The 23153-nt window shown below is 37.8% G+C and carries 22 protein-coding genes and 1 pseudogene; 17 read left to right on the top strand and 6 right to left on the bottom strand.

The features are described 5' to 3' along the window. Positions 1-150: 150 nt before the first annotated feature. Together fdhA and F7731_RS15795 are read left to right on the top strand one after the other, a co-directional pair. A complete protein-coding gene (fdhA, locus tag F7731_RS15800) occupies positions 151-1365 on the top strand; it encodes a formaldehyde dehydrogenase, glutathione-independent (RefSeq protein ID WP_151535746.1) in 1215 nt (404 codons plus the stop codon). A 12-nt stretch (positions 1366-1377) separates the two neighbouring features. Continuing rightward, entirely contained in the window at positions 1378-2142 is a 765-nt protein-coding gene (locus tag F7731_RS15795) for an MIP/aquaporin family protein (RefSeq protein ID WP_151535745.1), read from the top strand. An 82-nt stretch (positions 2143-2224) separates the two neighbouring features. Here the strand turns inward: F7731_RS15795 and F7731_RS15790 are convergent, their stop codons facing one another. Then, positions 2225-4159 (bottom strand): sigma 54-interacting transcriptional regulator, encoded by a 1935-nt coding sequence (locus F7731_RS15790; RefSeq protein ID WP_151535744.1) that lies wholly within the window; start codon positions 4157-4159, stop codon positions 2225-2227. A 219-nt stretch (positions 4160-4378) separates the two neighbouring features. Here F7731_RS15790 and F7731_RS15785 point away from each other — a divergent pair, with 219 nt between their 5' ends. The 9 genes from F7731_RS15785 to F7731_RS15745 all read left to right on the top strand — a co-directional run bounded on the left by F7731_RS15785 (position 4379) and on the right by F7731_RS15745 (position 13237). Further along, entirely contained in the window at positions 4379-5044 is a 666-nt protein-coding gene (locus F7731_RS15785) for an RraA family protein (protein ID WP_151535743.1), read from the top strand. Between the two features lie 66 nt (positions 5045-5110). Further along, positions 5111-6673 (top strand): ABC transporter substrate-binding protein, encoded by a 1563-nt coding sequence (locus F7731_RS15780; RefSeq protein ID WP_170289722.1) that lies wholly within the window; start codon positions 5111-5113, stop codon positions 6671-6673. 61 nt (positions 6674-6734) lie between these two features. Next, positions 6735-7565: a carbon-nitrogen hydrolase family protein gene (locus tag F7731_RS15775; protein WP_151535741.1), complete on the top strand. Its 831-nt coding sequence runs from the start codon at positions 6735-6737 to the stop codon at positions 7563-7565. 206 nt (positions 7566-7771) lie between these two features. After that, positions 7772-8695, top strand: a complete 924-nt coding sequence (nikB, locus tag F7731_RS15770) for a nickel ABC transporter permease (RefSeq protein ID WP_151535740.1) — start codon at positions 7772-7774, stop codon at positions 8693-8695. Between the two features lie 14 nt (positions 8696-8709). Beyond that, on the top strand, positions 8710-9609 hold the full coding sequence (gene nikC, locus F7731_RS15765; protein WP_212031201.1) for a nickel transporter permease: 900 nt from the start codon (positions 8710-8712) through the stop codon (positions 9607-9609). 21 nt (positions 9610-9630) lie between these two features. Next, positions 9631-10659 (top strand): ABC transporter ATP-binding protein, encoded by a 1029-nt coding sequence (locus tag F7731_RS15760; protein ID WP_151535739.1) that lies wholly within the window; start codon positions 9631-9633, stop codon positions 10657-10659. Continuing rightward, positions 10631-11419 carry a M20 metallopeptidase family protein gene (locus F7731_RS15755; protein WP_151535738.1) on the top strand — a complete coding sequence of 263 codons (789 nt, stop codon included), beginning with the start codon at positions 10631-10633 and terminating at the stop codon, positions 11417-11419. The genes F7731_RS15760 and F7731_RS15755 overlap by 29 nt, the downstream gene beginning before the upstream one ends. Next, on the top strand, positions 11400-12365 hold the full coding sequence (locus F7731_RS15750; RefSeq protein ID WP_151535737.1) for an ABC transporter ATP-binding protein: 966 nt from the start codon (positions 11400-11402) through the stop codon (positions 12363-12365). The genes F7731_RS15755 and F7731_RS15750 overlap by 20 nt, the downstream gene beginning before the upstream one ends. A gap of 98 nt (positions 12366-12463) precedes the next feature. Further along, positions 12464-13237, top strand: coding sequence for a creatininase family protein (locus tag F7731_RS15745; RefSeq protein ID WP_212031200.1), 774 nt, complete (start codon positions 12464-12466; stop codon positions 13235-13237). A 127-nt stretch (positions 13238-13364) separates the two neighbouring features. On the opposite strand, the gene F7731_RS15740 is transcribed toward F7731_RS15745, so the two are convergent. After that, positions 13365-13871 (bottom strand): GNAT family N-acetyltransferase, encoded by a 507-nt coding sequence (locus F7731_RS15740; protein WP_151535736.1) that lies wholly within the window; start codon positions 13869-13871, stop codon positions 13365-13367. Between the two features lie 212 nt (positions 13872-14083). Between F7731_RS15740 and F7731_RS15735 the strand changes: the two genes are divergently transcribed. Further along, the gene (locus F7731_RS15735; RefSeq protein WP_151535735.1) at positions 14084-14713 is read left to right on the top strand and encodes an NUDIX hydrolase; all 630 of its coding nucleotides are present in this window, start codon (positions 14084-14086) and stop codon (positions 14711-14713) included. A 147-nt stretch (positions 14714-14860) separates the two neighbouring features. Here the strand turns inward: F7731_RS15735 and F7731_RS15730 are convergent, their stop codons facing one another. The 4 genes and pseudogenes from F7731_RS15730 to F7731_RS15715 form a co-directional block, all read right to left on the bottom strand. Then, entirely contained in the window at positions 14861-15016 is a 156-nt protein-coding gene (locus F7731_RS15730; protein ID WP_151535734.1) for a FeoB-associated Cys-rich membrane protein, read from the bottom strand. Positions 15017-15035: 19 nt separating this feature from the next. After that, entirely contained in the window at positions 15036-17045 is a 2010-nt protein-coding gene (gene feoB / locus F7731_RS15725; protein WP_151535733.1) for a ferrous iron transport protein B, read from the bottom strand. Further along, on the bottom strand, positions 17042-17269 hold the full coding sequence (locus F7731_RS15720; protein WP_151535732.1) for a FeoA family protein: 228 nt from the start codon (positions 17267-17269) through the stop codon (positions 17042-17044). Before F7731_RS15720 ends, feoB begins: the two co-directional genes overlap by 4 nt. A 349-nt stretch (positions 17270-17618) precedes the next feature. Then, positions 17619-17771: pseudogene (locus F7731_RS15715) on the bottom strand (DUF805 domain-containing protein); the annotation flags it as partial. A 212-nt stretch (positions 17772-17983) separates the two neighbouring features. Here F7731_RS15715 and rpsN point away from each other — a divergent pair. The 5 genes from rpsN (at position 17984) to F7731_RS15690 (ending at position 22606) form a co-directional block, all read left to right on the top strand. Further along, positions 17984-18253, top strand: coding sequence for a 30S ribosomal protein S14 (gene rpsN / locus F7731_RS15710; RefSeq protein WP_151535730.1), 270 nt, complete (start codon positions 17984-17986; stop codon positions 18251-18253). Positions 18254-18306: 53 nt separating this feature from the next. Beyond that, positions 18307-18693: a hypothetical protein gene (locus tag F7731_RS15705; protein WP_151535729.1), complete on the top strand. Its 387-nt coding sequence runs from the start codon at positions 18307-18309 to the stop codon at positions 18691-18693. A 77-nt stretch (positions 18694-18770) separates the two neighbouring features. Next, positions 18771-19946 carry an FAD/NAD(P)-binding protein gene (locus F7731_RS15700; protein WP_151535728.1) on the top strand — a complete coding sequence of 392 codons (1176 nt, stop codon included), beginning with the start codon at positions 18771-18773 and terminating at the stop codon, positions 19944-19946. Between the two features lie 44 nt (positions 19947-19990). Beyond that, positions 19991-21187, top strand: a complete 1197-nt coding sequence (locus F7731_RS15695) for a GTP-binding protein (RefSeq protein WP_151535727.1) — start codon at positions 19991-19993, stop codon at positions 21185-21187. 234 nt (positions 21188-21421) lie between these two features. Next, positions 21422-22606, top strand: coding sequence for a DHH family phosphoesterase (locus tag F7731_RS15690; protein WP_151535726.1), 1185 nt, complete (start codon positions 21422-21424; stop codon positions 22604-22606). Positions 22607-23153: the final 547 nt, after the last annotated feature.

Raw genomic sequence — 23153 nt, 5'->3', positions numbered from 1 at the left:
CAAAATAGGACACTTGTTGTTCATGTTCTGAACAGCATACATATTTTTCAATCTTAAAAATGTTGATTTTAAAGGAATTTCTAATTGGCACAATAATTGCAAGTATAAAGATTGATTGATTTATATTTATTTTAAAGGGGAGGAATAAAGATGGCTGGAAATAGAGCAGTAGCGTATATGGGACCTGGTAAAGTTGAGGTAATGGACATAGGTTATCCAGATTTAGTTTTGAGAGATGGACCTGGAGTAAATCCACTCAATGTTGGTCGTAAGTGTGATCATGGTGTTATCTTAAAAGTTGTAACTACAAATATTTGTGGTAGCGATCAGCATATGGTTAGAGGGAGAACAACTGCTCCAATGGGACTTGTGCTTGGGCATGAAATAACTGGAGAAGTAATTGAAGTCGGCCGTGATGTGGAATTCATCAAAAAAGGCGATCTTGTGTCTGTTCCGTTTAATATTGCCTGTGGACGTTGCCGGAGCTGTAAAGAGCAGAACACACATATTTGCGAAAACGTAAACCCTGATCGACCAGGTTCAGCTTATGGCTATGTTGACATGGGTGGATGGGTAGGCGGTCAGTCTGAATATGTTATGGTTCCATACGCCGATTTCCAATTACTTAAATTCCCAGATAAAGATCAAGCGATGGAAAAAATTAAAGATTTAACGATGCTCTCTGACATTTTTCCAACAGGCTATCATGGAGCAGTGAGCGCAGGTGTTAAACCGGGATCGACTGTATATATTGCAGGAGCTGGTCCAGTTGGGCTCGCGGCTGCACACTCTGCCCAGCTATTAGGTGCAGCTGTCGTCATCGTCGGGGATTTAAATAGTGAAAGACTTGCACAGGCAAGAAGCTTTGGCTGTGAAACAGTAAATCTTCGTGAACACCCAAATTTAGGTGAGCAAATTGATCAAATTTTAGGGATTCCAGAGGTGGATTGTGCTGTTGACTGCGTAGGCTTTGAAGCGTCTGCACATGGAGCGAATGCTGTGGAAGCGCCAGCAACCGTATTAAATTCTATCATGCAGGTTACACGTGCAGGGGGACGTCTTGGTATTCCAGGTCTTTATGTAACGGGTGATCCGGGTGGAGTTGATGAAGATGCTAAAATTGGTACATTAAGAGTTCGACTTGGGTTAGGATGGGCAAAAGCTCATACTTTCGTTACGGGACAAACACCGGTCATGCAATACCATCGTGACTTGATGCAAGCTATTTTAAGTGGAAAAGCACAGATTGCGAAGGCTGTAAATGCCACGGTTATTTCCTTAGATGAAGCTCCAATGGGGTACGAAGAGTTTGATAAAGGGGCTGCAAGAAAGTATGTAATTGATCCTCATGGACTTGTGAAATAATGGTGGCCGGTGATGGAGACACCCAGCCTTTTCAAACGTTGTTTTGCTGAAGGGATTGGTACTGCTTTACTAGTTCTTATTGGTCCTGGAACAGCTGCCTTTAATGGAATTATTACGGCTAATAATAACGAGTCTACAACGTTGGCAGATATAGGAGTAATTAGTTTCGCGTTTGCGATTGTTGTTATGGCGATGATTTACTCAATAGGCAGAGTATCTGGCTGTCATATTAATCCAGCTGTTACGATGGCTTTAGCTTCGACTGGTCATTTTCCATGGAAGGAAGTAGTGCCATACCTCATTGCACAATGTGTAGGTGGTGCCATTGGCGCGTTCGGAATCGTAACGGTTCTAGGCATGGACGGAGTGCTTTTAGGTAATTTAGGGGCCACTGTCCTTGCGCCATCTACCGGCTATTTTCAGGGTATCGTGATTGAAGCCATTGCAGCGTTTATACTCATGTTCGTGATCATGGGCATTGCCGTAGATTCTCGGGCTCCAAAGGAATGGGGAGGGCTTGTAATTGGTTTAACAGTCGGAGGGATTATCATGATGACTGCTGGAGCTACAGGGGCATCATTTAATCCTGCAAGAACATTTGGTCCATATATTGTAGATAGTCTATTAGGTGGCAATATTAACTGGATTCAATTTCCTATTTATGTAATTGGGCCTATTATTGGTGCGATGGCTGCTGCATTTACTTATAACTACATTGTTGGTACGAGAGAATTACCGCTAGCGAATGAAACTATTCATAATGAAGTAGCAAAATAAAAATTAAAAAGGTGTTAGTCACTGCCCGTTCTAGGGGAGAAGACTAACACCTTTTATAGATTTGGAGTCACTTTTTGCTAGCTTATCTAATATTTAACTCCTTTAATTTCCTATATAATGTCGTTCTGCCGATTCCAAGCTCTTCTGCTAAAGCTGTTCGATCACCTTTTTGCATATCTAAGAATTTCTTAATAATAGACTTTTCTGCCTCAATTAAACTATCTTTATAGTTATCCTTTAGCGCAAATACAATTCTTTCATCTGTAGCCAAATGATGATCTTGAATTTCTTCGATACACTCTTCTAAAAGCTGTTTATAATAATCTAAATCATTTCTGTTAACTTCTGCTAGAATGGTAAATCGCTCAAGAATATTGTAAAGCTCTCTGACATTTCCAGGATACTTATACACTAGTAATTTAGCGAATATTTCCTCTATATAAGGCTCAATTTGACGATATAGTTCTTTTCGATTTTGAAATATAAATTGTTTGGCAAGAGGGATAATATCTTCCGCCCGCTGTCTTAAAAGAGGAAGATTGATTTTTAAAACATTAAGACGATAATATAAGTCAGCTCGAAATTTATTCTCCTGTACTAAGCATATTAAATTCTCATTTGCTGCGGCGATAATTCTAATATTTACTGGAATGACTTTATGACCGCCAATCCGAACGACTTCCTTTTCTTGTAGAACTCTTAACAATCTTGCTTGAAAATGAGGTGAAATAGAGTTGACCTCGTCTAAGAAAAGGGTTCCATGGTGAGCAAGTTCGAATAATCCCTTTTTTCCATTTTTTGCAGCTCCTGTAAATGCTCCTTTTTCATAACCGAACAGTTCACTTTCCAGTAGTGTTTCAGGTAACGCGGCACAACTGATAGCGACGAATGGGTATGACTTCCTGTAGCTATGATTATGAATACTCTGTGCTATTAATTCCTTACCTGTTCCAGATTCACCAGTAATCAAAATAGTAGAATCTGTTTTTGCAAACTTTTTAGCTCTTTCTATTGTTTCATGAATGATTTTACTTTCATAAATAATATCTTTAAATTCGTTTTTGGCCACTAATCCTTTTGATTCGATCTCAACCCTATAATTTTGTTCGATTTTTTGGATTTCCGAAATATCTTGCAAGGTGATGATATTGCCGATTTTTGTTCCTTTTTGAGTAACAGCAACTTTGCTAAGGTTTAAGGTAACGTGGTCAAAATTAATAATTTTATTTTGAAATGCCTCATCTTTGGTAATTTCTCGAAGGGAGCGATTCGGGACTATTTTTAACAGCCTTTCACCGACAATATTATTTTTTTCTATATTAAGAAGGTTCCAAGCTGACTCATTAAAAATCGTGATCTTATCTTGTTCATCTGTTGCGATAATTCCATCTCGTACGGAGTCAATGACTGCCTTAAGCTGCTGTCTTTGTTTTTCTTCTGCCCTTTTAAAGTGAATAATTTCCATTGCACGTTCAATAGAAGCAATGATACTTACTTCGGAATAAATCAATGTTCCTTTAATACCATATTCTTTGGCAAAAGCCACCCCAAATCCAGTACTGATAATAGTTCCTTTTGATTTTGAAAAATTTTCAATTCTTAGTCGTAACTCAGTTTGTGTATTGTAGCTAAAGTAATGAAGTTGTACTTGTAAAAGTTCTTCTAGGATAGAGTAATCGTATTTAAGTTCTTCGAGGTCAGCTAAAACAATGGCTATTTTGTTTGAAAAGGGTAAGGATTTCTGGATAGCCAACAAAATATCGATAGGGGTGACTTTCAATTTTATGACGGGAATGCTGGTCCGTTTTTCAAGAAAGATCTTAATAAAATGTCCCGTAATGACCATGTCTGTTTCATTTTCTTCTAATTTAGTTAATATTCTTGGGAGTGTAATGGACAAGTCCCCTGCACAATCAAAAACGGTAATTTCAATATCGCTATTTTTAAATTTCATCGTTGAATTTCTCGCTAGATTTATAAATTCACCCCGACCAACAATCGCAATTTTTGTTTTCATATAGCCCTCCAACTAAAAAGTTCTATTTTTGCATCTGAATATTTCGACATCGTTTAATAAATCCCTTTTTTAAGACACTTGTTTCATTTTTGGAACAATATTTATTCAAATAACTTTAAATTTACCGATAAATCAACGGATTTATAGTTGGCACGGTAGTTGCATTAATAATTAGTAAGAATAATAGCTGAATATTCTTAATTATCAGGAGGGGTCAATTTGTTTACTATCAAACCAAGGGTTCAAGGAGTAACACCAGAATTAGTCGATTTATTTCAAAAGGTTGGAACATCCACAATCGGCCATCTTACAGATTTTGGTTTTTTAAAAGGGTTACAGCCATTATTTAGACCAATCCATTTTGTAGGCAATGCAGTTACCATTCGCATCCCACATATGGACTCAACAGTTGTACATAAGGCTCTGGATATCGTTGAGCCTGGTGATGTCCTTGTGATTGATATGTCAGGTGATGTTGAAAGATCCTGTTTTGGAGGGATGGTTTCTTACGCTGCGCACGCGAAAAAAGTAGCTGGTGTCATTGTTTCAGGATGTATTAATGATGTAGAGGAAATTAAGGAGATAAATCTGCCAGTATTTTCACTAGGCGTTAGCCCATTAACTACACGCATTCTTGGCATCGAAGGGGAAATTAATACAACGGTCAGTGTATGCGGAGTAAGCATTAATCCAGGTGATCTAGTTGTAGCTGATAATGATGGGGTGTTTGTGATGAATCCAGAATCAGCGGCTAAATATGGGGAAATTGCGATAGAAAAGCAATTAAGAGAACCTGAGACAAAAAGGAAAATTGATTCTGGTATTTCGTTAGCTTCAATAAGTAAGGCTGATCGATTTTTCAATCCTGATTATTCCAAATCCTAAAAAGGATTAAGGGATCCAAAGATTATGGAATCAATAAAAAATTATGCAAATAAGGTGGGAATGAAAATGAGAAGAAGCAAAACATTTAAATTTGGCTGCTTCATGCTTTTGTCTATTTTTCTTGTCATTATGAGTGCATGTAGCTCTGAAGAATCCTCATCAACAGATAAGAAAGCTAAGGAAGATAAGAATGACAAAAATTTGATTGTTGCATTAACTGGCGAAGCGAATAGCTTAGATCCCCATAACACGACAGATACTGCTTCTAAGCAAATATATTCGGTAGTAGCTGAGACATTAGTAAGTTTGAATGAAAATGGAGAACTAGAACCGCTATTGGCAAAAAGTTGGGAGAAATCTGAGGATGGGAAAACATGGACATTCCAGCTTCAAGAAGGGGTAGAGTTTACCGATGGTACTCCCTTTAATGCAGAAGCGGTAAAAATTAATTTTGAACGCGTGACAAACGAAGAGAACAAATTAGCAAGATATCCGCTATTAGGTCCATATCTTGATAGTATTACGATCAATGGAGATTATGAAGTTGTGTTTCATTTAAATAGCCCGGTAGGTCCATTTTTGAATATTTTAGCCTTTCCATCAGGAAATAATATTATAAGCCCCAAAACGATTGAAGAAGGTATAGAGGCAATCAAAACAAAACCAATTGGAACTGGACCTTATAAAATTAAACACTGGTCTCCAGGAAGCGATACAATTTTTGAAGCAAACCCAAACTATTGGGGAGGTACTCCGCCATTAGAACAAATCACCTTTAAGGTTGTTCCGGAAAATGCTTCACGCGTACTCATGCTAGAAACAGGAGAAGCAGATCTCATTGCTGACGTTCCACCTACAGATATTGAGCGATTAAACAATAGTGGGGATACAAAAGTAAAATCAATTGAAATTAACCGTACTTTGTATGTAGGAATAAATAACTCAGTAGCTCCTTTTGACAAAGCTGAGGTTCGACAAGCGCTAAACTATGCAATTGATAGGGGTGCGTTGACAAATGATCTATACGAAGGCCGAGTGAAGAAGAGTACTGCAATCGTATCATCTAAGGATGAAATGTATAGTGATGCGGGTTCTTATCCATATGATGTGGAAAAAGCAAAAGAATTGTTAAAACAGGCTGGGGTAAAAGAAGGCACGAAAGTAAGAATAGTAGCAGCTGGCAACGCTGTTAGAGACCATAAAGCTGGACAATTTGTTCAAACTAGTTTGCAGCTACTAGGATTTGATGTTGAGTTCCAAGTATTGGAGCTTAATGATTATTTAAAAACACTAGATGACCCAAGCAAATATGACCTCTTTTTAAGGGGAGGGATTGCGAATACAAATGATGCTTATGACGTACTAAGAGATTCTTTCTATTCAACTAGTAAGTTCAACTATGCTCGCTACTCAAATCCAAATATCGATAAGGCTATAGAGGAAGGTGCCATTGAGCCTAATGTAGAAAACCGCAAGAAGATTTATGAGGAAGCATTCAAGGAAATCAAAGAAGATGCTCCATGGATTTTCCTTTATGAAGATACCGTGCATATCGGAATGAGGAAGAATGTTGAGGATCTTATTGTTCCGCCAACACATCTATGGAATTACACTAAGGTACACAAATAAATAGATTCAAAGAGAAATTACTGAGGCTTATCTTGAATGATAAAAAATAGGAGTGAAGAAAATGTCTTTTCAAATTGTTATGGTCCAATTAGGATCATCGGATAATAAACAAGTAAACTTACAAAAAGCTGAAAAAGCATTAAAAGACTCAACGAATCTTTATGGAGCTGATTTGGTTGTCTTTCCAGAAGCATTTATGAGTTATTTTGAAGTGGGTACACCATCGGAAGAAAAACTAAATGATGCTGAACCTATTGAAGGACCATTTGTAACAGCAATGAGTGAATTGGCGAGTAAATATGGTGTATGGGTTGTCTTTGGAATGCGTGAGAGCACCGAATATGAAGATGATAAGAGAGTTTATAATTCTACAGTAGTCATAAATTCAGCAGGTTTAATTGAAAGTGTCTACCGAAAGACGCATTTATATGATGCGTTTGGTGGAAAAGAATCAGATTCTATTAAGCCAGGCAATGCTCTATTTGAGCCGATTGATACGCCTTTTGGAAAAATTGGATTGTTTGTCTGCTATGAATTAAGATTCCCTGAAATAGCGCGTCATCAGGCGCTCCATGGAGCTGATATCATTATTGTTCCATCTGGTTGGGTAAAAGGACCTTTAAAAGAACATCATTGGAGAAATTTAGTGACAACAAGAGCGATAGAAAATACTGTTTATATGGTAGCTTGTGACCATGTAAATGACTACTATATGGGACAGAGTATGGTCGTTGACCCAATGGGAGTTGTATTGGCGCAAGGAACTGAAAATGAGTGTTTAATCCCGTGCCGTATTGATATAGAGCGTGTTCAGGAAGTTCGTAAAAAACTCCCTTCCCATTTACACCGACAACCAAGCTTATATAAAGATAGAGAAATTTATACAAACTGAGATTAAAAGTCAAAGTTAATCGTTCTCTTTGAATAGTATTGAAATCAGTCGATTTGACTGAATTCTCCCTCTGTTCGCAAACCTTTACATCTGGGGGCTTCCTTTGTTAGTCCCCAGGCATTTCTTTCAGGAGAAAATAAATTCGACGAACCGAAAATAACAATTGGAAAAAATAAAAAAACGCTTCAGATTGAGAGGTGGATAGATTGTTAAGTTATATTGTTAAACGTTTGCTGCAATTAATACCTACTTTAATTGGTGTTACATTATTTGCGTTTTTGCTAGTTGCTGCTGTGCCAGGGGATCCCGCGCAAATTATTGCTGGAGACTCTGCATCTGAAGAAGAGGTACAAATTATTCGGGATCAATTAGGAATTGACAAACCTTTATTTGAGCAATACACAAGTTATGTAGGAAATATAGTCAAGGGGGATTTAGGGACATCGCTGAGATCCAGCAAGCCTGTTTTAGATGAAATATTTTCACGTTTTCCCACAACAGTTCTTCTAACGTTCCTGTCTCTTACAGTGATGATTATCGTAGGCCTAATCGCAGGAATTGCCTCTGCCACTAAGCCAAATAGCGTAAGGGATAACGTATCAATGATGTTCTCATTATTTGGAATATCCATGCCGGTTTTCTGGATGGGGATTATGTTTATTCTAGTTTTTTCCTATTATCTACCATGGTTCCCTTCTGGAGGAAGCAGCGAATTCAAGCATTTTGTTCTCCCTTCGCTTGTGTTAGGGCTTTCTGCTTCAGGAATTTTAGCTAGACTTACAAGGTCAAGTATTCTTGAAATTGTTAATCAGGACTTTGTACGAACGGCTCGAGCTAAAGGGGTAAAAGAAAAATATGTAATTTACAAGCATACTTTGAAAAATGCACTTATCCCGATCATTACCATTGTTGGAATGGAATTTGGCGTTTTATTAGGAGGAACAGTGATTACAGAGACAGTATTTTCAATGAATGGCATAGGAAGATATGTTGTTGAATCGATTCAATTTAGAGATTTTCCAGCAATTCAAGGAAGTATACTGTTCATTTCAACGATCTTTGTCCTCGTTATTCTTCTTGTTGATCTTTCTTATAGTATTGTAGATCCAAGAATCCGATACGATAATTAGAAAGGAGCTTTCCGATGGAAATTTTAGAAGAGATGGTTCCACAAAAGGGAAATGCCGCACCTGCCTACGAACCGCGTTCACCATGGAAAATGATGATCAAACGTTTTAAAAAAAATAAGCGTGCAATGATAGGATTGTATATTACCTCTATTTTTATCATTGTAGCAATACTTGCTCCGTGGATTTCTCCATATGATCCTTTTGCGTATGATATGAAAGCGCTTCTACAGTCCCCTAGTTTAAGTCATCCGTTTGGCACGGATCAATTTGGGCGCGACGTTTTGTCTAGAATCATCCATGGATCTCGTATTTCCTTAATGATTGGAATAGTCGGCGTAGGCATCTCCATCATTGTCGGAGTAACATTAGGGACAATAGCCGGATATTTTGGCGGGATTTTAGATACGTTTATTATGAGAATCATGGATATCCTTTTGGCATTCCCTGGATTTCTTTTGGCATTAGCTATCATAAGCATTCTAGGTCCAAGTATGGTGAATGTGATGATTGCGATTGGTATTTTCTCCATTCCTACTTTTGCTCGAATTATGCGAAGTTCAGTTATTACTATTAAATATAAGGAGTTTATTGAAGCGACTAAATCGTTAGGAGGCAGCCACCTATTTATTATCATCAAGCATGTAATACCCAATTGTATCGCTCCTATTATTGTTTTATCTACAATGAGAATTGCCACTGCTATATTAACAGCTGCCGGTTTAAGTTTTTTAGGTCTGGGAGCTCAGCCGCCCTCACCTGAATGGGGGGCGATGTTAAATGAGGGCAGAGAATATATTAGATCTGCCACTCATTTAAGTACTGTTCCAGGGTTAATGATTATGTTAGTTGTATTAGGTTTCAATATGTTAGGGGATGGCCTGCGTGATGCTCTGGATCCTCAAATGAAGATTTAAGAGATAGCTGATAATAGTCTGATGATAGGGGGACTGACTTTGGGGAATTTACTAGAGATTAATAATCTTAAAACCTACTTTTACACTGAAAACGGCGAAGTTCCAGCTGTTGATGGAGTTAGTATTACGGTGAAAAAAGGGGAAACGTTAGGGATTGTAGGAGAATCTGGTTCAGGTAAAAGTGTCACGGCATTAACGGCTATGAGATTAAGTCAAGGAAAAGTGATGGGAGGTTCCGTTACATTTAATGGAATGGATCTCCTGGCATTATCTGACGAAGAGATGAGGAAAATCCGCGGAAAGGAAATAGCGATGATTTTTCAAGAGCCTATGACATCGTTAAATCCCGTATTTACTGTGGGCCATCAGATTATGGAGGCAATCCAGATTCATATGGAGCTAAGTAAATCTAAAGCTAAGGAGAGAGCAATTGAACTACTTGCTTTAGTAGGGATTCCTAGGCCGGAACGAATTGTGAACGAATATCCACACCGGTTATCGGGGGGCATGCGTCAGCGTGTCATGATTGCAATGGCAATGTCTTGTAATCCAAGTCTACTTATTGCGGATGAACCGACAACTGCTTTGGATGTGACGATCCAAGCTCAAATACTAGACTTAATGAGAGAATTGAAGAAAAACCATAATACGTCAATAATAATGATAACCCATGATCTTGGTGTAGTAGCCGAAACCTGTGACCGTGTATGTGTCATGTACGGAGGAAAGGTTGTGGAAGAAAGTGGTGTTCAGGAAATTTTTAATAATCCTAAACATCCTTACACACAAGGGCTACTTAAATCAGTACCTACTTTATTAGATTCCGAAGAACAGTCCAGACTTTACTCTATAGAAGGAAATGTGCCGATTCCGGGGTCACTCCATGAAGGGTGTTATTTTGCACCTCGCTGTGAATTTGCGATGGATAAATGCCGTGTAGAAGCACCAGCATATACAGAGGTAGAACAAGGACATTTCAGTCGCTGCTGGCTCCATGAGATGGATGGAAGGGGAGGCCTAAATGATAAATCGTTGGTTGAATCAAATTGAAGAAAGTTTTGCGCAAATGGTAGAGTGGCGAAGGCATATGCATCAACATCCAGAGCTATCTTTTCAAGAAGTAGAGACGCCTAAAATGATTGCTTCAATTCTTGAAGGTTTTGGTATTGAAGTTCGTATAAATGTAGGAGGAAGAGGAGTAGTAGGGATAATCAGAGGGAAGAATCCCGGAAAAACAATTGCGCTTCGTGCTGATTTTGATGCCCTTCCGATCCAAGATGAAAAGGACGTTCCTTACAAGTCAAAAGTAAATGGAGTGATGCATGCCTGTGGACATGATGGGCACACGGCCACTCTTTTAGCTGTTGCAAAAGTCTTACAAGAAAACCGTGAACAGCTTGCTGGAAAAGTTGTCCTCCTTCATCAACATGCCGAAGAAATGTGCCCAGGCGGTGCCATTTCTATGATTGAGGACGGGTGTTTAGAAGGGGTCGATGCAGTTTTTGGAAAGAAAAGCATGGGAGAAAATACCCTTATTGAAATTGACCCTTCAATGGGAGGCGAAGATTTTGCGTATTATTTAAAAGAAAAGCCGGGGATGTTTTTCTATACTGGAGCCCGAAATGAAAAAATCCAAGCAAATTATCCTCATCATCATCCGAAGTTTAACTTTGATGAACAAGCCATGGTTATGGCTGGTAAGGGATTAATAAGCATTGTTCACCATTATCTAGCGTCAGAAGAAACAAATAAAGAAAGAAAAGCCAATGTTGCAACAGAGGAGGCTAATAATGAAGCAATCATTAGTTGAGATTAAGAACCTTAAAAAATATTATTCAACTAAAAAAAATGCTTTTAGTCGAAATGTCAGCTACGTAAAGGCTGTTGACGGGTTGGACTTTTCTATTTACAAGGGTGAAACATTAGGATTAGTAGGTGAAAGCGGCTGCGGAAAATCAACAACGGGCAGAGCGATATTACAGCTTCAGCCACCAACTGACGGTGACGTGTTATATGAGGGAGAGAATCTTGTCGGAATGAAGTCAAAGGATTTGAGAAGAGTCCGAAGGGATATGCAAATGGTATTCCAAGATCCGTACGCTTCTCTTGATCCTCGTATGACGGTTGGCGAAATTATTTCCGAGCCTCTTGAAATTCACAAGATATCCTCTGGCAAAGAAAAAAATATACGTGTTGAGGAATTACTAGACACAGTAGGATTAAGCAGCTACCATGCTAAACGCTATCCCCATGAATTTAGCGGAGGGCAGCGCCAAAGAGTGGGAATTGCACGTGCATTAGCACTAAATCCGAAATTTATTGTAGCTGATGAGCCGGTATCGGCATTAGATGTGTCCATTCAATCACAAATTGTGAATCTTTTTCAGGATTTGCAAGAGCGGTTTGATTTAACATATTTATTCATCGCCCATGATTTAAGCGTTGTAAAGCATATTAGCGATCGTGTTGCCGTTATGTATCTAGGCCGAATTGTTGAGATGGGGGACAAGAAAAGTCTATATAGCCAGCCAATGCACCCGTATACTCAGGCTTTGTTATCAGCAGTTCCATTACCAAATCCGAATGTGAAAAAAGAAAGAATAATGCTTCGTGGGGATGTGCCAAGCCCTTCTAATCCACCAACTGGGTGTACATTTCATCCACGGTGCAGTCAATGTATGGAGATTTGTAAAACTGTTAAACCAGAATTTAAAGAAGTAGATGGCCGAAAGGTTGCATGCCACTTATTCGAGTAACATAGTGAAGTTAATAAAAAGTTAATAACTTCGCTTTTGAAGAGAATTTTTATTCCATATATCTGAAAATTAAAATATTTTAAAGGATGGGTTGCGAAATGATGTTAAAAAAGACAAATTTTCTTAAAGAAATGAGTTGGACTCAGTTTATTGAGAGGAAAAAATATACGGACCTCGTAATTATTCCATCAGGTGCGTTTGAAGTATATGGCTATCATTTACCGTTAGGAACCGACACACTTGTTTCTGTAAAGATTTCAGAGATCCTTGCTGAACGTGTCAATGCTATTATTGGACCTACACTGGAGGTAGGTGATTCAACGGCTTTAGAGGAATTCCCAGGAACGATGACGATTAAGGCGGAGAATTTCAAACAATATTTATGGGACACAGTAAAGAGTTTGGAAAAATGGGGATTTAAAAAATTCCTTTTTATTAATAGTCATGCTGGAAATGTACCGATTATTAATCAAATAGCTCGAGATCTACAATCTAATAACGAAATTCAGTGCGCGCAGATTGATTATTGGCGATTTATAAAAAGTCATTGCGATGGAATTATTGAATCCGGGGAACTTGCTCACGCACATGCTAGTGAAGCCGGAACCTCCGTTATGATGCATCTATATCCTGATCTTTGTGATTTAAACAAATGGGTGAATGAACCCCCTAAGACGGGAGATGATTTCCCTGATATTATCAAATACACCCCTTTCTCTGAAAAAACGAACTCAGGGACAATAGGTAATGCAACATTAGGAACGAAGGAGAAAGGTGAGAATCTTGTCAATCGCTCTGTCAATCGGATTGTTCAATTTTTAGTAGAGAGTTGGGGAATCAAAGACGTAAATGAGAAAGCTTTGGAAGTTTAATCTCTTCTGATTTATTAGTGTTGACTCTAGAACGGAGATAAAAATGGGCTTATGCTTTATTTAATTTTTTGATAAATAAGTATGTTAGCAAGAAGTTAGAAGATCTTTCTAACTTCTTTTTATCCAATTAAATTAATTTAATTTTCCCAGCAACCTTTAACACCATTCTCACCGTTTTTAAAAGATGTCCCTCAAAATGATCATCAAATTCCGAGACCACTTCAAATCCTTTTGCCTCATAAAAGTTTCTTCCAGTCAAATTTTCCTTTTCTACATTAATATAAACCTCTCTAATTCCTTGAATTGTGTTAATTCCTTCTTGAAGCAAAGCAGTTCCAATCCCTTTTCCTTGATACTCTGGAAAAAGGTAGATGGCCCCTAATTCAATCTCTCCTTGATCGTTAACAGAAGAAAAGTTAGCAAAGCCGACAATTTTTCCATCTGTTTCCCCAACAAACAAATGTGAACGCTCTATCCGTCTTCTCATCATTTCATCGTTATACGCAGTTTGTAAAAAGTTATCTTGGATGTCCCTCGGAATAATACCTTCATATGTATAATGCCAGCTTGTTTTTGCTACATTTTGGATATGTCCGAAATCATCAATTGTCGCACTCCGGATAGAATAATCCAAAGAAAACCACCTCACTAAATTGGTATATGCTTCTGTTCAAAATAATCATGAAATAATACAAATCTATTTCCAATTTTATCATATTTGGGGCTTAATAAATAAAAATTCATTTTTTTGTCTCTAGGAAAAATTAATCCCTGTGAAGCTATTTTTATAGATATACTAATTATAGGTAATATTAGGTAAGAATATTTTGAGAAAAGGAGAAACCTATGGAAAATGAATTGCTTAAAATATTTGATCAACAAAGAAACCCAATTGGGATTGCCTCAAGAGAAGAAATACATAAAGCTGGGCATTGGCACGAAACGTTTCATTGCTGGTTTATAAGTTTTGAAGATGGACTTCCTTATATTTATCTGCAAAAGCGAAGTGCTGCAAAAAAAGATTATCCTAATCTATTAGATATTACTGCAGCTGGGCATATTTTAGCAGATGAATCAATACGAGATGGCGTGAGAGAAATTAAGGAAGAATTAGGTGTGGAGATCGCTTTTGATGAGTTAGTTCCATTAGAAATTATCGAGTACAGTGTTACTAGAGATGGATTAATTGATAATGAAATTGCTCATGTTTTCTTATACAAAAGCCAATTCACCTTCGATGCATTCAAACTGCAAAAAGAAGAGGTTTCGGGATTAGTAAAGGCAAGTTTTACTGATTTTACTCAGCTATGGTCAGGAAAAAGAGCTGAAATAACAGTGGAGGGATTTGAAATCGATCAACTTGGAAGAAATAACACTGTAAGGAAAAAAGTCGAGAAACATGAATTTGTTCCACATGAACTGTCTTATTATGAGGATATAATAAAATTAATATCGGAAGAAATCGTAAAAGAATAGGAAGGTAATGATTAAGCGCTCATTTATGATGGCGCTTAATCGTTCCTTGTCTTTTTGCTAGGGGAGTAGGTCCACTTTATTTAAACCTATTTGCAAATTTTTTTCTATTTCAGATGAATGTAAGTACTTTATAGAGTGCGAACTATGTTACTCCTTAGTTGAAGGGAATGAACATGAAGATGAACAATTCTTGCTCATGGAACATCCTGCACATTTCCCCATTTTGCTTCGTTTAACAAATCTGTAAACCGTAAGAGCGGCGTATCCGAAAATGAGCGCACCAAGTATGACGCTTATTAACATTGCGTATTCCTTCTTTCCATTAATAGAATCCTAGAAAACGGCCAACTTGATAAATGATGATTGAAACAATGTAGGCAATGACAAGAGCGTAAATGACTGAAAACCATGTCCATTTTGCTGAACCTGTTTCTTTTTGAATAGCGGCCACGGTTGCTAGGCATGGAACATACAGTAAGATGAAGGCTAAAAAGCTATAAGCTGAAAGCGGTGTGAAAAAGTCGGCCATTACGCCTTGCAATGTGTGCATGTCGGGAGCAACGTAAATGATATTCATCGTTGAAACGACGACTTCTTTTGCAAGAAAGCCGGTTATCAATGCGGCTCCAGCTTGCCAGTTGCCGAATCCGAGCGGTTGTAGGATCGGTGCAATGGCGCCGCCTATGAAAGCAAGAAAACTTTCATCCATCGGGACATTCAATCCGCTAGGTCCCACATATGTTAATAACCAAATAATAACAGATCCCCCGAAAATAAATGTTCCCGCTTTGCGAATGAATCCTTTCCCTTTCTCCCATGTGCTTTGTAATAAAGTCTTTAGTTGTGGGATCCGGTAAGGCGGTAATTCAATAACAAAAAACGAACTCGTTTGTTTTAAAATGGTAGATGAAAAGATTTTTGCTAATGTCAAAGCTAGAATAATTCCTAATAAATATAGAGAAAGCACAATGAGTGCTTGGTTTTGTTTAAAGAATGCTCCGACAAACAAACTATACACTGTCAATCGGGCTGAACAAGACATTAGAGGTGATATAATAATGGTAAGGAGTCGCTCTTTCGGCTGCTCTATCGTTCTAGCCGCCATAATGCCTGGCACATTACAGCCAAACCCAATAATCATTGGTATGAATGCTTTTCCATTTAACCCAATGCCCTCCATAATTTTGTCCATAACCATGGCAACTCGCGCCATATAACCCGAATCCTCGATAAAAGAAATTAAAAAGAAGAGCATAAAAATTTGTGGTACAAACACAATTACTCCGCCAACACCTGCTATAATTCCTTGTAAAATAAGGGCCCGAATAAACTCAGTTGCACCTGCAGCTGTAAGCCAACTATTGAGCGTATCTGTGAGTGCTCCTGTAATAAAGTCATCTAACCCATCAGAAAGTGGTGTCCCGACCCAATCAAACGTAAGTTTAAAGATGAGATAGGCAAATAATAGAAATATTGGAAGTCCAAGTACTTTATTTGTCAGAATAAAATCGATTCGATCTGTAAGTGTATACTCCAATTTCTTCGTATCAACCTTACAGCGTTCTAAAATCTGATGAATATAGTTCCCTCGAATGGTCCGTATTTGGTGTGCGATTGATTTTGCCTTTGTTTCAGACTGAATCATGCGCTCTGTTTTTTCATATAATTCATTCAACTTAGACTCAGGAATATATTTTAAAAGCAGATCCCGAACTAAACGATTTCCTTCTAAAAATTGAATGGCTAACCATCTTCTCGGAGGTAATTCTTGATGTTCCGGAAGCAAAGTAGTTAAATAATGAATCGATTCCTCTATAGTCATTCCGTAGTCAATAACAAGCGGATTTTTTTGATCTACAGTTGAATTGAGCTTTCCTGCTAATTCATCACAGCCTGCTCCAGAACGGGCAACGATTGGGACAACTGGGCAGCTAAGATGTTCCGCCAAGAGTTGATCGTCAATCTGAATCCCTCTAACTTTTGCCACATCCATCATGTTTAACCCTATTGCCATAGGTTTTCCGTACTCTAAAAGCTGTAAAGTTAAGTACAAGTTTCTCTCTAATTGGGAAGCATCAACAATATTCAAGATGATTGAAATATCATCATATAGAAGGTGATGAGTGGCAACTCCTTCGTCCTTTGATAAGGGATTGAGGGAGTATACACCAGGTAAATCGATAAGGTGTCCACCATTATTTTTTAAGACACCGACTTTCTTTTCAACTGTGACTCCAGTCCAGTTTCCAACATATTCATAAGAACCTGTTAGTTTGTTGAATAATGATGTTTTTCCGGTATTGGGGTTGCCTGCTAATGCAACGTTAATCATACGCTTTCCACCTGAATCCTTTTAGCATCGCATCTGCGAATTCCTATTAATTGACCTTTTGTTTCAATCGCAACTGGACCGCCTAATGGTAAAATGCGCTTCATTTTCACAACAGACCCCTCCATAATTCCAAGATCTAGTAAACGGCGCTGAACAAGGTCATTCATCCGATTCATAGTTGTAATTCTCACTTTTCCCCCAATATGTACATCCTTTAAAAACATACCCATTCACCTCTGTGCGGATGATAATGATTATCAATGATAATTTTATTATATGAGAATGAAAATCATCTGTAAATAAAAATTTTAATATTCATTTGAGATAATGTGACAAGAAATAGAGAAGTCTTTACGGCAGACAAGTCAAGGCATTTTTAATGGAAATTTAATGAGGATGAGATGGAATCGATCCCATTTTTTAAAATTGGTTTTGAAGGTAAGTAATCTTCAAAAAATGAAAAAGAGAATGACTCAAAAGGATCAGCCCCCTATACCATTTTGTTGTTTGGGGAGCTGATTCTTCGGTTATGAGTCATCCTCTCGTCTTTCAAAGATCCACTTAGTTTAATAATTAGTACTCAAGCTTAGGGTTTGGTCCATATTTATTTTCGTATTGCTCACTATTTTGACAAAATAAGATAATTAAAATAATGAGACCAACAAGCGGAATCAAGCCAATTAAATGCCACCATCCACTCTTTCCGATATCATGCAGTCTACGAGCAACGGCTATTAACATTTTTTAGTAAAAGATTTGCTATGAAATTGTTTATTGGAAAAATAATTTATAGCTTGCAAATAATAATCATTACGATTTATAATAATTTGACAAAGAATTTTTACCTGATCTTAAGTGAAATGTTGGATATTTTTTTAGGATACAAATCGTAATGATTACGTTTTGTGACGAATAAGTTATACTAGGAGGAAATGGAAATGGCAAAAAAATCGAAAGTAGCAAAAGAACAGCAGCGTCAGGCAATGGTTGAGAAGTATGCGGCCCTTCGTATGGAACTAAAAGAAAAAGGCGACTATGAAGCCCTTTGGAAGCTTCCAAGAGATTCATCTCCGACCCGTTTAAAGAACAGATGTGAAGTGACAGGAAGACCAAGAGGCTATTTAAGAAAGTTCAAAATGTCCCGGATTGCTTTTAGGGAATACGCTCATAAAGGACAAATTCCTGGAGTGAAAAAGGCAAGCTGGTAGAATCTATACTCGCTCATTCGCCAGATAAAGGAATTTGGCGGCTGAAGCATCCCATGGAAAATCTGGAGGCGAGTAGCATAGAACCAATTAATCCTATTTTATTTGAATTTTTTCATCGTTACGCTGTTTCGAACCTATCGGATAAGAAGCGGGAAATCTATCAATTTATAGAGAATAAGGAAAATCAATTGGAAATCATCTCCCTAAATGAAAAGGAATTTATTCAGCTTATGAGTGAAAATTCCCCATATAAAGCTGCAGCGGACTATTTTTCACTCGATATTCTATCCATTAAAAATGTAATGGATGAGGCACAAGATGATATTGATCGGGTGATAAATGAAAAATGTAATCGAATGAAATGGATTGATTGCACGGAGAAGATGAGAAAGACGTATGGATGTAATGATAACCAGTGGTCTTTCATTTTTGTTTCATAACCTATTCCGCGATTAGCCAGAAAAACAATTTATGATGAGATTTATATGTACATCACGATTTACGAGAGGTGTTTTTAATGTATGAGTGGGTGATTATTGGCGGGGGGATTCAAGGAGTAACTTTAGCTGTCTATTTGTTGAAAACGGGAAAAGAAAAAGTAGATACACTAGCGATCATCGACCGTAATCATGAACCATTAGCAAATTGGAAGAGAAACACAAAGATGATCTCTATGCCATATTTACGTTCTCCATCTGTTCATCATTTGGATGTTGATCCATTTAGTCTCCAATCATTTTGTAAAAAGGGCTACTATCACAAAAGGACGGCCTTTTATGGTCCGTATAAGCGTCCATCCCTAGAAATGTTTAATGATCACTGTGAGCATCTTGTAAATGATCTTTCGATAAAAGAAACATGGGTTCAAGGAGATGTGCAGGGGGCATTAAAAACAAATGAGGGTTGGAAGGTACATTTGAAAAACGGCCGTGAAATACAAAGCAAAAAGCTTGTCTTGGCCATTGGCATCGGCGAACAGCTTAATATACCAGATTGGGCAATCGATCTTGACAGCCAATCTTTAGGACGTATCTATCACATTTTTGACGAAACGATGCCCGAATTTGATGCAATGAAGACTCCTATAACAATCGTAGGGGGAGGAATCACATCCATTCATTTGGCACTTAGGTTAAGTGAATTGTATCCAAGTCAAGTTACATTGTTGAAAAGGCACCCATTTAGAATCCATGATTTTGATAGCGACCCAGGCTGGTTGGGTCCAAAACGACAGAACGCATACCGAAATGAAAGCAGTTTTGTAAAAAGGAGAGAGGACATATTAAATGCCAGACATAGAGGCTCCATTCCTCATGACTTATACATCAAGCTGATAAACAGGGTTAAAAGTGAATCTCTAGCTGTTATAGAGGGTGAGGTCGCTCGATGTGAAGTTAAAAATAGCGACGTTCAACTATTCGACTATGATGGCAAAATCATTGCAAAAACTGGTACTGTATTGCTGGCCACTGGATATTTATCAAGCCTCCCTGGCGGTGAATGGATTAAGCCGATGATTGAAACGATGGAATTGCCTTGTGCTGAATGCGGATATCCCATAGTAACGAAAGCCTTACAATGGGGTCCGGATTTATATGTAACCGGAGCTTTAGCGGAGCTTGAAATGGGTCCAATTGCACGTAATATTTCTGGAGCCAGACAAGCGGCTGAACGGATCGTGAAGTACTCATAAAGGCAATATGTTTTAAAATTTTTAAATATGAAAGGTTGGTTAAAATGAAAAAGATTCCAGTGACAGTTTTAAGCGGTTATTTGGGTGCAGGTAAAACAACTTTATTGAATCATATTTTACAGAATCGCGAAGGCCTAAAGGTGGCTGTTATAGTCAATGATATGAGCGAAGTAAATATTGATAGTGAACTAGTTCAAAAACAAGGCGGTTTTTCCCGGACCGATGAGAAGCTGGTTGAAATGTCCAATGGCTGTATTTGCTGCACTTTACGAGAAGATTTACTGATTGAAGTTGAAAGACTGGCGAAACAAGGAGATATTGATTACATTTTAATCGAGTCGTCGGGCATTAGTGAGCCTGTACCCGTTGCTCAAACATTCTCTTATATTGATGAAGAAATGGGAATTGACTTATCAAGGTTTTGTAAGTTGGACACAATGGTGACCGTAGTCGATGCGAACCGTTTTTGGCATGATTTCGAGTCGGGCGATTCATTGCTTGATCGTAAAGAAGCCGTCGGAGAAAACGACATTCGCAATATTGCCGATTTATTAATCGATCAAATTGAATTTTGTGATGTATTAGTCTTAAATAAGTGCGATTTAGTGGCAGATGAAGATTTAGAGAAACTGGAAAAGGTTATAAGATCACTTCAGCCTGTTGCCAAGATCATTAGGGCTGTTAAAAGTATAGTAGATCCAAAGGAAATCTTAAATACCAATTTATTTGACTTCGATAAGGCAAGTCAATCGGCCGGCTGGCTAAAAGAGCTGACCATCGGACCGACTGATCACACTCCAGAAACAGAAGAATACGGAATCTCTTCATTTGTCTATTCAAGAAAAATGCCGTTTCATTCCGAGCGTTTCAATAATTGGTGCGATGAAATGCCTCTGCAAATTGTCCGGGCCAAAGGGATTGCCTGGTGCGCTAGTAGAAATAATATAGCCTTGCTTTTATCGCAGGCGGGTCCATCAGTAAACATTGAACCTATATCCTATTGGGTGGCTTCACTTTCAGAAAAGCAGCAGCAAGAAATCTTGCAGCAAAATCCTCAGCTTCATGATGCATGGGATGAAGAATTTGGTGACCGCCATACGAAACTTGTATTCATTGGTATTGATTTAAATGTAGAGTTAATTACGAAGGAATTGGATGCATGCTTGCTTACTATCGAAGAATTTAATGATGAATGGAGCAAACTGAAAGATCCCTTCCGCTGGGAGTTGTCTCCGAGGTAAATTGAGAAGCCAAACCCCGTTCAAAAAATTGAACGGGGTTTTTTAAGCTGATTTGGTGAGACAGGCATCACCCGGATATTCTTGATACAACAGAGTGTGAATACAATTAAACAGTTACCTTAGTTTTTGTCATAATAATTGGTTATTTACAAATAATAATCAAATAGGAAATTTTCTTTGGAGGTTATCCATCAGCGGGAAAGACTTTGAATCCTGTGGACTGAGGTGAATATCATGTACAAACTATTATCACATAATGATTTGGACGGAGTTGGCTGTGGAATTTTAGCAAAGCTTACGTTTGATAAAGACGTAAAGGTCCGCTACAATTCCGTTTCTGGACTTGACCGTGAAGTGGAATGGTTTTTTGAAAATGAAAGCAAGGAAACCTTTTTAATCATTACCGATTTATCGGTCAATCAAGAAAATGAACAAAGAATTGAAGCGTTTTATCAAGCAGGGGGGAAAGTCCAACTGCTTGATCATCATAAAACATCTCTCCATTACAATGAGTATGAATGGGGACAAGTTTTAGTCGAAGATGATAAGGGTAGATTAACATCAGCGACAAGTCTGCTTTATGAATATCTTGTTTCAAACGAGTTCCTTCAACCATCAGAGGCGATTGCCGAGTTTGTTGAGCTTGTCCGCCAATACGATACGTGGGAATGGGAGAAAAATAACAACCAACAGGCACAGCGACTAAATGCACTCTTTTTTCTCGTTTCGATTGAGGGATTCGAAGAGAAGATGATTAGCAGGCTTAAAACGAGTGACCATTTTTATTTCGATGAGTTTGAACAAAGAATTCTTGATATGGAAGAAGAAAAAATCGAACGCTACATACGCCGGAAAAGGCGGGAATTAGTACAAACTCAAATTGGGAAATTCTTCGCGGGCATTGTTTATGCAGAATCTTATCATTCCGAGCTTGGGAATGAATTAGGGAAAGAATATCCACATCTAGATTATATTGCCATCCTAAATATCGGTGGAAAACGTCTTGGATTTCGAACCATTCACGATCACGTTGATGTGTCTGAAGTAGCTAGCCATTACGGGGGAGGCGGGCATGCGAAGGCATCAGGCTGCAGTTTAACAGACCAAGCTTACCGCCATTACGTGAAAGAAACATTCCATTTAGAGCCGTTAAGAGAAGATGCGAAGCACAATCGTTATAATGTGAAAGGAACATCTTTTGGAACCCTTTATAAAAATCGAAATGAAGATTTATTCCTGGTTATACGAAACAGCGATGAAACTTGGAGTATTGAAAGGAATAAAACTAAGCTGAATGAAAGCTACTCTACCTATAAAGAGGCAGAAAACTTTTTGAAAAGAAAGTTTGCAGCTTGGCTAGTAAGAGATGATACATTTGTTGAGCACTTGATAAAGGAAGTAAAAAACGCAAAAAAATGATTTGGTGGTATTGGATTCAACCGAACATTCTTGATACACAGTTTTGTTTCACAAAGTGCGAAGCGAGAGCAGAATGTATTAGTAGATCACTGAACAAGACTATTTATTATTCATCGATATCCAAAAGGAGTAACTACCCTTCCTCGCTTTATGCGTGATTTGGGTAGTTACTTTTTTTATTCGTTAATCGGTATGAGTAAATACTGGTGAGATTTATTCATTAAGGAAATGTGCCCTGTGTATGTCATAAATCCAACATTTTTTTCAACACTTACTATTTTCCTATAATTTACTAACAATACAGTTTTACTAAGATAAAAGGATTCCTTTTAAGTCATTATCTGTAAAATAATTGATATTTTATTTAGGGATTTTGTAGGATTACAGAAAATTAATAAAATCTTAATATTATGTATGGATCCGTAATACAGAATTAATAATATTCTACTATACTAAAAAAGAGGTTAATAAAGGAGGATATAGCGAATTAATAGCCTCACATACATAATAAATATTTCTTCTTTATCGAACCATCAAATTCTCCGAA

Source organism: Cytobacillus depressus, from assembly GCF_008923245.1.
Lineage (GTDB): Bacteria > Bacillota > Bacilli > Bacillales > Cytobacillaceae > Cytobacillus > Cytobacillus depressus.
The sequence above is the reverse complement of the archived record's forward strand: the minus strand, read 5'-3'. Positions and strand labels throughout refer to the sequence as shown.